The following is a 12,350-nucleotide window of genomic DNA, read 5'->3' as shown; positions in this document are numbered from 1 at the left end:
TCAGGCCTGGCTCAGTCCGGCGACATAGGAGACGAGATCGGTCAGCGCGGCAATGGTCGCATCGGCCTGGAAGCCGAGCTGCTCCGGCTGCATCCGGAGTGCCCTGAACATGAGCGCGGGGTCGATCGTCGACGCGGCGGCAAGTTCATTGCGCAGGCTGCCTGCCGGCACGCGCTCGATGCGCGCGACATGGAAGCCATGCGCCTTGGCACCGGCGATGTCGAAGCCGTTCGAGGAGACGAAGAGGATTTCGTCGCGGGCGAGGCCGAGCCGCTTCTCGACATGTGCGTAGCCGCGCGGATCGGGCTTGTAGACGCCGATCTCATCGACGCTGATGACGGTCTCCAGCAGGTCGGTGATGCCGGCATGGGCGACGAGCCGCTTCAACATGTCCGGGCTGCCATTCGAGAAGATGGCGAGGCGGTGGGAGGCGAGGCCTTCGAGCGCGGAGCGGGCCTCGGGGTAGAGCAGCAGCGCGTCATAGGCGGCCGCGATCCTGGCCACGAGCTCGGGCGAGGAGGCGAGGCCGAGCGTCCTGAGCGTGAAATCAAGGGAGTCGCGGGTAACGGTCCAGAAGTCCTCGTAGCGATCCATCAGGGCGCGCAGCCAGGTGTATTCGAGCTGCTTCAAGCGCCAGATCTGGGTGATCGTCGCGCCATGCCCGGGAAAGGCCGCGTCGGTGACGGCGGCGACCGACTGGACGTCGAAGAGCGTGCCATAGGCATCGAAAACCAGCGCCTTGATCGACATCGCGATCCTCCATGGCTGCCCTTTGCCGGAACTCAGCCCCCATCCTGAGGAGCCGCGTCAGCGGCGTCGCGAAGGATGCCCCGGATGATTCCGGAACCTCCTGAAGCATCTTTCGAGACGCGCCTGCGGCGCTCCTCAGGATGAGGGCTCGAATTCCAAAGTCGACTCTTAACACTCGCATCGGCGTCGTGGCGCGTGGTATCCGCACAGACACCTTTCACTATTGCCGACAGGTCAAGCCAATGCCGCCTCGCCCCGTGATGCTGATGATCCTCGATGGCTGGGGCTGGCGCGAAGAGAGCGAGAACAACGCCGTCAAGCTGGCAAACACGCCAAATTTCGACCGGCTCTGGGCGGCGAACCCGCATGCCTTCCTGCACACTTCGGGCCTCGATGTCGGCTTGCCGCCGGGGCAGATGGGCAACTCCGAGGTCGGCCATCTCAATCTCGGCGCCGGCCGGGTGGTGATGCAGGACTTGCCGCGCATCAACCAGGCGATCGCCGACGGTTCGATCGCGGTGGCCCTGGAGGCGACCGGCCTGGTTGCCGGTTTGAAGGCGAGCGGCGGCGCCTGCCATCTCATCGGCCTCGTGTCGCCGGGCGGCGTCCATGCCCATCAGGACCATGCGGTCGCGCTCGCCCGCATCCTGACCGCGCAGGGCGTCACCGTGCATGTCCATGTCTTCACCGACGGGCGCGATACGCCGCCGCAATCGGCGGCCGGCTACGTGAAGGCCTTCGCCGCCGCGTTGCCGGCGGGCGCCTCCATCGCCAGCGTTTCCGGCCGCTATTACGCAATGGACCGCGACAATCGCTGGGAGCGGGTCGAGAAGGCCTGGCGCGCGATGGTGCTGGGGGAGGGCGAGCGCTTCCCGGATGCACAGGCTGCGATCGCTGCCGCCTATGCGCAGAACGTCACGGACGAGTTCATCCTGCCGGCCGCGATCGGCGGCTATGCCGGGATGAAGGATGGCGATGGTCTGCTCAGCTTCAATTTCCGCTCGGACCGCATCCGCGAGATCCTCGCCGCCGTGCTGGAGCCGGATTTCGCCGGCTTCGTTCGGCCGCGGCGGCCGGCGCTGGTCAAGGCGGTCAGCATGACCTCCTACAGCGCCGAGCTCGACAAGGTCATGCCGATGCTGTTCGCAGCCCAGACGCTGGCCAACGGGCTTGGCGAGACCGTCGCCAAGGCGGGGCTCAAGCAGGTGCGGATGGCGGAGACCGAGAAATATCCGCACGTCACTTATTTCTTCAATGGCGGCGAGGAGACGCCCTATCCAGGCGAGGACCGGGTGATGGTGCCGTCGCCCAAGGTCGCGACCTATGACCTGCAGCCGGAGATGTCGGCGCCGGAACTGACCCGGAAGGCGGTCGAGGCGATCGATTCCGGTCGCTACGATCTCGTCGTGCTCAATTTCGCCAATCCCGACATGGTCGGCCATACCGGGGTGCTCGCCGCGGCGATCAAGGCGGTCGAGACGGTCGATGCCGGACTTGGCGCCATCGCCGAGGCCGTCGGGCGGCAGGGCGGGGCGATGCTGGTTACGGCCGACCACGGCAATGCCGAACTGATGGTCGATCCGGTGACCGGCAAGCCGCATACGGCGCACACCACCAATCCGGTGCCGCTCTTGCTCGTGGGCGGGCAGGGCAGGGGGCTCGCCGATGGGCGCCTCGCCGATATCGCGCCGACGCTGCTCGCGCTGATGGGGCTTGCGCAGCCAGCCGAGATGACGGGTGAGTCGCGGCTGCGCTGACACAAGCAAAACGGCGCGGAGTGATCCGCGCCGTTCTCGTCTTCATCCGATGCTTCGGATCAGTACTTGCGCACCACCGGCGGCGGGGCGTAGGCGACCGGCTCGCGCTCGACCGGGCCGCAGCAGTTCGGGTCGCCGAAGTTCCAGCGCATGCCGATGCGGAAATCGTGGCTCTCGATGTCCTTGGCCTTGAGGGGGGCCTGGATCTGGCCGGTGAAGGCGTTGATCAGGCGGCCGGACTGGGCATCGCCGAGGTTCATGTAGCGATAGCCGGCTTCGAGGGTCAGGTTCTTGTTCACCTCGTAGCCGACGCCGGCCATGAGCGCCCAGGCGAGGTCGGTCTTGCTGCCGCTATTGGCATAGCCCAGCGTCGGGCCGACGAAGTTGCCGAGCAGGGCTCCCTGATCGGTCAGCCCGCTGATGCGGTTCTGCGAGAAACCGATACCGGCGCCGATATAGGGCGTCAGGCAGTTCCAGGTGCCGAGGTCGAAATAGCCGTTGAACAGGGTGACCAGCGAGGTCAGGTTGCCCTTGTAGGTATTGGTCTGGTTGCCGTTGTTGAACGGGTTGAAGACGATGTCGTTCACGCCGATCTGGCCGGCACCGCGATATTCGCCGGTGACGTCGAAGCGCAGCCAATTGTTGAAGCGATAGCCGACGCCGAGCCCACCGAAGAAGGCGGCATTGTCGCTCTTGCCGAAGAAGGCGCCGCCGAACTGCGCGACGTCGTCCTGTTGGTACTTGCCGACGCTCTGGACGCCGACGCCGATATCGCCGCGCAGATAGATGCCGCTCGAGATCGTGCCCTTGAGGCCGAGCGGCTCCGGCGGTGGGGGAGGCGGCGCATAGGCAAGATCGGCAGCTTGTGCTGCGGCGGAAACGCCGAGGGCCAGGCCGCCCGCCAGCGCGAGAGTTTTCAGGCTGCCCATGGCAGTGTCCTTCGCATTTGCGCGGCGCAGAGAACGCAGCCCGCGCGTGTTACCCACGACAGGACCATGGCAGCGAAGTCTTAAATGACACTTAACCCTAAAAGCTAACCTTACCGGCGATTGAACGAGGATTAGGACCGGACGATTCAGGCGCGCGGCAAGAGGGCGCGTGCGACGGAGCGCCAGCCTATGCCGACGGTTTTTCGGGAGCCGACGAGGCGAGCTTTCGGGCCTTGGCCGCCATGGCCTCGAACTCGTCGCGGATCGCTTCGAGCTTGTCCTCATCGAGTTCTTCGAGATCGAGCAGTTCCTCGCGGGCGCCTTCCAGCCGGCAGATTAGTTCGTCGAGCTTGATCTGCATCGCAGCCGTGTCGCGGTTCTGGCTGTTCTGGATGATGAAGACCATCAGGAAGGTGACGACCGTCGTCGACGTGTTCACCACCAATTGCCAGGTGTCGTTATAGCCGAAGAACGGGCCGGAGAGCGCCCAGAGCACGATGAGGGCAGCCGCGCCGATGAAGGTTTGCGGCCGTCCGGCCCAATGCGAGACGGTTTGCGACAGGCGGGTGAAGAGCGAGCGGTCGCTCTGCGGCATGCGGCGCTTGGCCATGGAACGATCCCCCGAGGCCGGTTGAGGCTGTGCTGCTCTCAACGCGGCCTGGGTAGGGGCCGTTCCGCTGTGGCAGCGTCAGGCGGTCAGGCGCTCGGCATGCCAGGCAATGTGTTGGGCCATGAAGGTCGAGATGAAGTTGTAGGAATGGTCGTAGCCGTCGCGCATCGTGAGCTGGAGCGGGATGCCGGCAGCGGCGCAGGCGATATCGAGCAATTGCGGGCGCAGGCCCTCCTCGAGGAAGCCGTCGGCCGTGCCCTGGTCGACCAGAAGGTCGCGGATACGGTGACCATCGGCGATCAGCAGGGTCGTGTCATAGGCACGCCATGTGGTCTCGTCCGGTCCCAGGTATTTCTCGAATGCCGGGCGCGACCAGCCGGCCGTCGAGGGCTGGGCGATCGGCGCGAAGGCGGAAACGGAGCGGTAGCGGTCAGGGTTCTTGAGCGCGAGCGTGATCGCGCCGTGTCCGCCCATGGAATGGCCGAAGATGCCCTGCCTGTTCATGTCGACCGGAAAATGCCGGCCGATCAGTTCCGGCAGTTCGTCGCGGATGTAAGTCTCCATGCGGTAGTTCCTGGCATAGGGTTCCTGCGTTGCGTCGAGATAGAAGCCGGCGCCGGAGCCGAACTGCCAGTTATCCGGCTCGTCCGGCACGCCTTCGCCGCGCGGGCTGGTATCCGGGCAGATGATGGCGATGCCGTTGGCGGCGGCGGCAGCGCGATACTCGCCCTTGTCCATGACGTTCTGGTGCGTGCAGGTCAGGCCCGAGAGATACCAGAGCAGCGGAACCGGCCCGTCCTCGATCTGATGCGGCAGGTAGATCGCGAAATTCATCGGGCAGGCGCAAGCCGCGCTGTCATGCCGGTAGACGCGCTGCGAGCCGCCGAAGGCCTTCGAGGAGGAGAGCAGTTCCATTACCGAGCATTCTCCAATTGAAATTCAATCTGCTCTAATTGATGCCGCCACCAATAAACGGCTAATCTATAGGCCTGAAGGGCATCTTCGCCATCGCCATAAATCAATGTTGGATTGCCATTCATAATTTCGATACGCGCGCCTATCGTATAAGTTTTAAGAATATTATTTCGTTCGTTCTCGATAAACCCAAAGAATATGTCATTTGCTTGACCGGGGAGCTTCCATGCCTTGTATGCCGCGTCGATCATGGTGCGATGTCTTGAAGAGGTTAAGGCATCCACTTTGGCTAAGACATGGCCAACGCACCGTAGCAGGGCCAAGCCTGCAATCCAGTTGGTGCGCCATTCTGGGTGCTCGTCATCAATATCCGAGTTCTGAAATTCAAACAGGATATCAACGCAATCCCAGAATGGCTCCCAAGCCTTCAAAGTCTGTGGCTTAGGCTGTCGAACGAAAATGTCGCCAGCTATCCGCATTCAGTAGACCACCACGCTCCTGATCGACTTGCCCTCATGCATCAGGTCGAAGCCGGTATTGATCTCGTCAAGCGAGAGCTTGTGGGTGATCAGGTCGTCGATGTTGATCTTGCCCTCCATGTACCAGTCGACGATCTTCGGCACGTCGGTGCGCCCGCGCGCGCCGCCGAAGGCGGTGCCCTTCCAGACACGGCCGGTGACGAGCTGGAACGGACGGGTCGCGATTTCCTTGCCGGCCTCGGCTACGCCGATGACGATCGATTCACCCCAGCCGCGATGGCAGCATTCCAGCGCCTGGCGCATGACATTGGTGTTGCCGGTCGCGTCGAAGGAGAAATCGGCGCCGCCGCCGGTCAGGTCGACGATCGCCTGCACGACCTTGTCGTTGCCGATCTCGCTCGGGTTGATGAAGTCGGTCATGCCGAATTTCTCGGCCATGGCGCGCTTGGCCGGATTGATGTCGACGCCGATGATCTTGTCGGCGCCGACCATGCGGGCGCCCTGGATGACGTTGAGGCCGATGCCGCCGAGACCGAAGACCACGACATTGGCGCCCGGCCAGACCTTGGCCGTGTAGATCACCGCCCCGATGCCGGTCGTCACGCCGCAGCCGATATAGCAGATCTTGTCGAAGGGGGCGTCCTCGCGGACCTTGGCGAGCGCGATCTCGGGCAGCACCGTGAAGTTCGCGAAGGTCGAGCAACCCATGTAGTGGAAGACCTCCCCGCCATCGCAGGAGAAGCGGCTCGTGCCGTCCGGCATGACGCCCTGGCCCTGGGTCGCACGGATCGAGGTGCAGAGATTGGTTCGGCGCGAGAGGCAGGACTTACAGCTCCGGCATTCCGGCGTGTAGAGCGGGATGACGTGATCGCCGGGCTTCAGCGAGGTCACGCCGGCGCCGACCTCGCGCACGATGCCGGCCCCCTCATGGCCGAGGATCGCGGGGAACTTGCCCTCCGAATCCAGCCCCGAGAGCGTGTAGGCATCCGTATGGCAGATGCCGGTCGCCATGACCTCGACCAAGACTTCGCCAGCCTTCGGGCCGCCGATCTCGATGGTCTCGATGGTGAGGGGCTTGCCGGCTTCCCAGGCGACGGCGGCGCGGGTCTTCATCGGGTGGTTCCTTCCTTGCGGATGTTCATTTCAGATAGGGGCGGATGACCCGCATGATCGCGGCGATTTCATCGTTGTCAGTGGCTGCCGACTGCGCCGCCTCGGCGGGACGGGCCATGGTCTCGCGCAGATGGCTTTCCAGAACCTCGGCCATCAATCCGGTCGCGGCGCCACGAAGCGCCGCGAGCTGCTGGAGCAGGGCACCGCATTCCTCGCCGCGCTCGACGGCGGCGATCAGGGCATCGGTCTGCCCCTTGATCCGGCGCAGCCGCGTGACCGCGCGCTTCTTCTCTTCCGGCGTATGAGGCATGGGTACCGAGGCTCGGGTTGCCACGACGCTATGGTACTGAGGGGGAGTATGTCAACGCGCAAGGCGCGCTGAAACGAAAGGAGCGGCAGCTTCGCGGCTGCCGCTCTTCCGCCGATGCGTCGTCCGAACTGCTTCAGAAGCTGTAGCCGAGCTTCACCTTCACCAGATGCTGGCTGAAATTGGTAAGGTCGAGATCGCCGGGCTGGCCCTTGGCCTTGCCGGCGACCTGGATGTTGTAGGCGGCCGAGAGGGCGAGCTGGTCGGTAGCTTGCCAGAAGATGCCTGGGCCAACGAAGGTGGCATAGCCTGCCTCCTTTCCGAAGCCGAGCTCGTTATGAGCGCGCATATGGCGGACCTCGCCGCTCAGATAAAGCCCGTCTGACACCTGCCAGGCGAGCGAGCCGGCTACCGTGAAGGTCGAGGCGCGCTGGTAGGGCGAGGGGCCGGTCCAGGTCAGGTCATGCGAGATGTTCAGCGCGGCATGGAGCGTGTTCGGGATCAGCGTCTTGTCGGCGAAGAGGCGGAAGCCCGTGTTGTAGGTGGTGAAGCGGCCGGCGCCGTCCGGGTCCGTGCGGTTGAGGCTGGGGTCGATGACCAGCGTCAGGCCGAGGCCGTGCATGTCGCGCCCCAGCAGCTTGTACTTCATCTCGACGCCGGCGCCGAAGGCGCGCGAGTCGGCGCTGACGCCCCCGGCCGAGGCGCTGGTAATATTACCCAGCACATAGGGACCGATCTCGAAGCAGGGGAAGAGGCCGTAGGAGCCCTGCAAGGTCAGGCCATGGCCGTTCGAGCTGCCCGAGCGGGCGCCGAAGGCGCCGCCATAGGTCAGGCTCGGGCCGAAATCGCCGACGGCTGCGACATCGGAGCCGGTGGTGAAGCCGAATACGTCGGTCGGAATGCTCTTGCCTTCCGTACAGGCAAAGGCGTTGGGGAATGGCTCGGCGGGAGCTCCCTTGCGGGACGAGAGGTCGGCGGCGATGGCCGGGGCCGAGAGCGCAGCGGCGATCAGGGCGAGAGCGATGGCTTTCGAAGACATAGATGTGCTCCGGGGAGGTCTCGGATTGATACGCTAATGCAAATCAATTGCAATAACTACTTCATCCTCAACTGAACCATGTCGGGAGCCTGATCCTGCCGCGATAAAAGAGCCATAGTCGTTTCCGCAATTCGCCCTGCTGTTGTTGCGCCGCAACGGTCAGGAAGGCGGCAGGTTGGACAACCGCTCCAGCGCACGCGGCGCGATTTCGGCGAGCGCATCGATCGGCTTCCAGGCGGCGGCATGAACCTCTTCGACCTGTGCGACGAGCGGCAGGGCCGGGTCGGCGAGGAAGAGATATTGCAGGTCGTGATGGATATGTGCGGGCTCGCCGCGTGACGGCTTGCCCGGCACGTCATGGCTGTCGATGGTGAAGGGCAGGTCGCCGCCCTGATGCCAGGGATGCAGGACAAGGCCCTGCACGCCGGTTTCCTCGATCGCCTCGCGCGCGGCGGAAAGATGGAACTGCTCGGCTTCCTCCCAATGGCCGCCGGGCTGGAGCCAGCGGCCGATCACGACGTGATCGATCAGCAGCACCTGCGCATGATCGGGCGAAAGCACGAAGGCGCTGGTGGTGAGATGGCCGGGGAAGGTGTCGCGCCGGTCGAGCGCATGGCCCTGCGCCATCTGCCAGCGCAGCAAGGCGAGGTGCTCGCGCGGGTCGGCGATTTCTGCGCGATAGCGCTCGACGGCGCGGGAGAGGTCGTTTCGAAAATCCATGGGGTCAGCGAGGCTCGAGCGGAAGGCGGTAGGATTCGAAATGCCCGTTCTTGGGGCCGTCATAGCCGACGAGCACCGCGAAACCCTTGTCGTCCGGCGGAAGGACGGTCAGGGATTCCGCCTTGTCGCCGCTCCGGGCCGGCAGGTCGCCCAGCGACGTCGCTGCGTCGGGTCTGGCCGGGTCGATCAGCATCAGGGAATAGGGCAGGGCCTGCTCCTGCGCCGGGCCGAGCAGGGCGAGCAGGCGGCCGTCGGGCAGGGGCGCGAGGTCGCGGATGCCGCGGTTGCTACCGGCCGGCAATTCGACAATGCGTGGCGTTTCCGTCGTCTGTGCATGGCCTGGCGCGAACAGGGCCTTGAGCGAGGCGCCGACGAGGAAGCCGCGATTGCCGAGCGAGGGCGCGCGCAAGCCCGCCCAGAGCGTGTCGCCGGTGACCGCGATGCCCTCGATGTTGAGGCCATTATCGTCCATCAGGCCCCGGCCGAAAAAGGCGCCGGCCGGTCCTGCTCTGCGCAGCATGTCGCTCAGGCGATAGGTCAATTCGACCTTGCCGGTGGTGGTGCCTTCGGCATCGACCTTGATGCGGGCGAGGTGGAAGGACGAGAGGCGGAACTCGCCCTTTTTGCGCGAGCAGCCATGCGAGCCGGCGACATAGAAGGCGCCATCGGCATAGGCGACCGCCTCGCCGTCGAGCTCGGCGAAGCGCCCGGGCATCTTGCAGATGCCTTGCGGCGGCTGACCCAGCGTATCTGGCGTGGCTTCGGTCCCGATGATCGGCAGCGTCGCGTCCGGGGTGATGCGGTTCTCGGCGATGCGGGCGAACTGGGCGAAGGAGCCTTCGTCATTGATCAGCAGGCAGCGCTGCACGCCGTTCGCGGCGGGCATGCAGGCGAGGCCGCTGACATCGCGCGCCGGCCTGCCAGGCTTTTTCGCGGAAAAGTCCCCGAGCGTCCTGAAGCGCTGTTCCGGTGCGAGCGTTGCGGCCTGGGCGAATGAGGGGCCGAGCAGGCTTGCGGCGATCAGGGTGGCGAGGAGGCGGTACCGCATCGGGCGAATCCGGAGGGAGGGGCACGGATTGAGCGCGCGGGACCCGTGGATGTCAAAGCGCCGCGGACGCGATCGTCGGCATCCTCGAGCGGCGGGGCGATCTCGTCCGCTGCGACCGGATCGCCCGCCTGCGCGACCGCCGCTTCATACGATTGACCGGGGCGGCCGACACCATCCCCGCCTATCTGCTCGCAGGCGGTTGCGGGGCGATCACCAGCGTCGGCAATCTCGCGCCGCACTGGCTGGCGCGGCTGGAGAGCGCGGCACGTTCCGAATTCTACGGCCAGGCGCAGATCCTGCAGCGGCGGCCGGTGCCGTTGCTCGACTTGCTGGCGCGAGAGCCCGATCCCGTCCTGATCAAGCTCGCCCTGTCGATGCTGCATCCGGAGGTCGGCGCGACCTGCCGCGCGCCGCTCGCGCTGCCGCGCCCGGAATGCGTGTCGCTGCTTTGCGATGCGATCGAGGACCTGCCGCATCCGCCGGTCGGCATGGCGACGAAGACCGAGCGCAATGGCGCGGCGGTCGCGGCTCGCCGTGCCTGACTCCGCAGCGGCGTAGCCGCGCCCGCCGCGAAGCGAAGGGAGGTTTGCATGACCACGATCGGCGCCTATCGCCGCCGCCGGGCGGTGGTCTACCGGACCGTCCGCCGGACATCGGCGGGCGGCTGGAAGGCCGATCTGCTGCATCTGTTCGGGTCGGTCGTCCTGCTCGCGGCGCTGATCGGCGCACGCGTCTGGTGGCACCTGCACTGATCGCTCAAACGAAAGGGCGCCGCGATGCCGCGGCGCCCTCCCGATATCACCGATCCGAGCCGAGCTCAGTTCAGCTTGGCGTAGGCGGGGACGGTTAGGAAATCCTCGAAGTTCGGCGCCAGCGAAAGCGTCTCGAACAGCGCAATCGCCTCGGGGAAGCGGCCCTTGGCATAGTTTTCAGGCCCGAGCTCGCCCTTCACGCGCTCCATCTCTTCCGGCAGGCAGCGCTTGAACAGCGCGGCATCGGCGGTGATCCCGCCGTCGAGCGCGACGCCATACTGGCAGAACTGCCAGATCTGGGCGCGGCTGATCTCGGCCGTCGCTGCATCTTCCATCATGTTGTAGATCGGCACTGCGCCGCGGCCGCGCAGCCAGGCCTCGATATACTGGACGCCGACGCGGATGTTCTCGCGGAAGCCTTGCTCGGTGCGCGTGCCCTCGTGAACCTCCAGCAGGTCCCTGGCGCCGATCGAGACGTCATCGCGCTTCTTGTCGAGTTGGTTGGCCTGCGGCATCAGCCGGTCGAACACTTCCATCGCGACCGGGACGAGGTCGGGGTGGGCGACCCAGGTGCCGTCATGGCCGTCGCCGGCCTCGCGCTCCTTGTCGGCCTTGACCTTGGCGAAGGCGGCGGCATTGGCCTCCGGATTGTTCTTGACCGGGATCTGCGCCGCCATGCCGCCCATCGCGAAGGCGCCGCGCTTGTGGCAGGTCTTGATCAGCAGCAGCGAATAGGCGCGCAGGAAGGCCTTGGACATCACGACCTGCGAACGATCCGGCAGGACATAGGCCTTGTTGCGGGCGAGCTTCTTGATGAAGGAGAAGATGTAGTCCCAGCGGCCGCAATTGAGGCCGGCCATGTGCTCGCGCAGCTCGTAGAGGATCTCGTCCATCTCGAAGGCGGCAGGCAGGGTCTCGATCAGGACGGTGGCCTTGATCGTGCCGTTCTTCAGGCCGAGCGCCGACTGGGCGGCGACGAAGACGTCGTTCCAGAGACGGGCCTCGAGGTGGCTCTCCAGCTTCGGCAGGTAGAAATACGGGCCGGAGCCGGCGGCGAGCGCCGCCTTGGCGTTGTGGAAGACGTAGAGGCCGAAATCGACCAGGGAGCCCGAGGCCTCCTCTCCATCGATCTGAAGGTGCCGCTCCGGCAGATGCCAGCCGCGCGGGCGGATGATCAGGACGGCGGGCTTGGCCTTGAGCTTGTAGTCCTTGCCGTTCGTCGGGTCGGTGAAGTCGATCTTGTTCGCCCAGCGGTCGCGAAGGTTGATCTGGCCCTCGATCATGTTGGCCCAGACCGGCGAGGACGCATCCTCGAAATCGGCCATGAAGACCTTGGCGCCGGAGTTCAGGGCGTTGACGATCATCTTGCGATCGACCGGACCGGTGATCTCGACGCGGCGGTCGAGGAGGTCGGCCGGGATCGGCGCCACGCTCCAGTCGCCTTCACGGATATGTTTGGTCTCGGCGAGGAAATCCGGGGTTTCGCCGGCGTCGAAACGCTTCTGGCGCTCGGCGCGCAGCGCGAGCAGGCGCTTGCGCGTCTCGTTGAAGCGGCGGTGCAGGTCGGCGACGAAGGCGAGGGCCTCGGTGGTCAGGATCTGATCGAAGCCGGGCTGCAGGGCGCCCTTCACGGTGACGCCGGCGGGCAGGGTGAGAGTGGGGGTGTCCGACATGGCTGGTCCTCCGATCACGATGAGGCATCATTGAGCAAAAATGCGTTTTGCAAAATCTGGATAAAGTGATGATCACTTATTCATTATCGGAAATAATCCTGTTTCCGGGCAGGAAGCCATAATTGCTCCCATAGGTTGTGTCTTGCGAGCGTTGAACGCAAAATGACGTAACGGCATAGCCTTTCGATTCAAAATGTGCAGATAGGCGCGACTTCCGCAAATCGGCTTCAGCAATTCGTAAGTTCCGGCCGCCAACGC

General features: G+C 65.1%; 14 protein-coding genes. 3 read left to right on the top strand and 11 right to left on the bottom strand.

Features of this window, described 5'->3' with window-relative positions:
• Nucleotides 1-750 (bottom strand): haloacid dehalogenase type II, encoded by a 750-nt coding sequence (locus Q9235_RS02645; protein WP_306225248.1) that lies wholly within the window; start codon nt 748-750, stop codon nt 1-3.
• Between the two features lie 242 nt (nt 751-992).
• Here Q9235_RS02645 and gpmI point away from each other — a divergent pair, with 242 nt between their 5' ends.
• The gene (gene gpmI / locus Q9235_RS02640) at nt 993-2,507 is read left to right on the top strand and encodes a 2,3-bisphosphoglycerate-independent phosphoglycerate mutase (RefSeq protein ID WP_306225247.1); all 1,515 of its coding nucleotides are present in this window, start codon (nt 993-995) and stop codon (nt 2,505-2,507) included.
• Nucleotides 2,508-2,566: 59 nt separating this feature from the next.
• Here gpmI and Q9235_RS02635 read toward each other — a convergent pair whose 3' ends face one another.
• The 9 genes from Q9235_RS02635 to Q9235_RS02595 form a co-directional block, all read right to left on the bottom strand.
• Nucleotides 2,567-3,436 (bottom strand): outer membrane protein, encoded by an 870-nt coding sequence (locus tag Q9235_RS02635; RefSeq protein WP_306225246.1) that lies wholly within the window; start codon nt 3,434-3,436, stop codon nt 2,567-2,569.
• Between the two features lie 187 nt (nt 3,437-3,623).
• Nucleotides 3,624-4,046 carry a low affinity iron permease family protein gene (locus Q9235_RS02630; RefSeq protein ID WP_306225245.1) on the bottom strand — a complete coding sequence of 141 codons (423 nt, stop codon included), beginning with the start codon at nt 4,044-4,046 and terminating at the stop codon, nt 3,624-3,626.
• A 78-nt stretch (nt 4,047-4,124) separates the two neighbouring features.
• Nucleotides 4,125-4,961: an S-formylglutathione hydrolase gene (gene fghA / locus Q9235_RS02625; RefSeq protein ID WP_306225244.1), complete on the bottom strand. Its 837-nt coding sequence runs from the start codon at nt 4,959-4,961 to the stop codon at nt 4,125-4,127.
• Nucleotides 4,961-5,440: a hypothetical protein gene (locus tag Q9235_RS02620; protein ID WP_306225243.1), complete on the bottom strand. Its 480-nt coding sequence runs from the start codon at nt 5,438-5,440 to the stop codon at nt 4,961-4,963. The genes fghA and Q9235_RS02620 overlap by 1 nt, the downstream gene beginning before the upstream one ends.
• The gene (locus Q9235_RS02615) at nt 5,441-6,553 is read right to left on the bottom strand and encodes an S-(hydroxymethyl)glutathione dehydrogenase/class III alcohol dehydrogenase (RefSeq protein WP_306225242.1); all 1,113 of its coding nucleotides are present in this window, start codon (nt 6,551-6,553) and stop codon (nt 5,441-5,443) included.
• Nucleotides 6,554-6,578: 25 nt separating this feature from the next.
• Nucleotides 6,579-6,863, bottom strand: a complete 285-nt coding sequence (locus Q9235_RS02610; RefSeq protein ID WP_306225241.1) for a metal/formaldehyde-sensitive transcriptional repressor — start codon at nt 6,861-6,863, stop codon at nt 6,579-6,581.
• A 133-nt stretch (nt 6,864-6,996) separates the two neighbouring features.
• Nucleotides 6,997-7,899, bottom strand: a complete 903-nt coding sequence (locus tag Q9235_RS02605; RefSeq protein ID WP_306225240.1) for a hypothetical protein — start codon at nt 7,897-7,899, stop codon at nt 6,997-6,999.
• A 159-nt stretch (nt 7,900-8,058) separates the two neighbouring features.
• Nucleotides 8,059-8,619: an NUDIX hydrolase gene (locus Q9235_RS02600; protein WP_306225239.1), complete on the bottom strand. Its 561-nt coding sequence runs from the start codon at nt 8,617-8,619 to the stop codon at nt 8,059-8,061.
• A gap of 4 nt (nt 8,620-8,623) precedes the next feature.
• On the bottom strand, nt 8,624-9,667 hold the full coding sequence (locus tag Q9235_RS02595; RefSeq protein WP_306225238.1) for a DUF3616 domain-containing protein: 1,044 nt from the start codon (nt 9,665-9,667) through the stop codon (nt 8,624-8,626).
• Between the two features lie 71 nt (nt 9,668-9,738).
• Here Q9235_RS02595 and Q9235_RS02590 point away from each other — a divergent pair, with 71 nt between their 5' ends.
• Nucleotides 9,739-10,209, top strand: coding sequence for a dihydrodipicolinate synthase family protein (locus Q9235_RS02590; RefSeq protein WP_306228090.1), 471 nt, complete (start codon nt 9,739-9,741; stop codon nt 10,207-10,209).
• Nucleotides 10,210-10,257: 48 nt separating this feature from the next.
• Nucleotides 10,258-10,419, top strand: a complete 162-nt coding sequence (locus tag Q9235_RS02585; RefSeq protein WP_306225237.1) for a hypothetical protein — start codon at nt 10,258-10,260, stop codon at nt 10,417-10,419.
• A gap of 65 nt (nt 10,420-10,484) precedes the next feature.
• On the opposite strand, the gene aceB is transcribed toward Q9235_RS02585, so the two are convergent.
• Nucleotides 10,485-12,092 carry a malate synthase A gene (aceB, locus tag Q9235_RS02580; RefSeq protein ID WP_306225236.1) on the bottom strand — a complete coding sequence of 536 codons (1,608 nt, stop codon included), beginning with the start codon at nt 12,090-12,092 and terminating at the stop codon, nt 10,485-10,487.
• Nucleotides 12,093-12,350: the final 258 nt, after the last annotated feature.

Origin of the sequence: Bosea beijingensis (genome assembly GCF_030758975.1) — a bacterium.
Taxonomy (GTDB): Bacteria; Pseudomonadota; Alphaproteobacteria; order Rhizobiales; family Beijerinckiaceae; genus Allobosea; species Allobosea beijingensis.
Note: the sequence above shows the minus strand (reverse complement) of the source record. Positions and strands in the feature narration are given on the sequence as shown.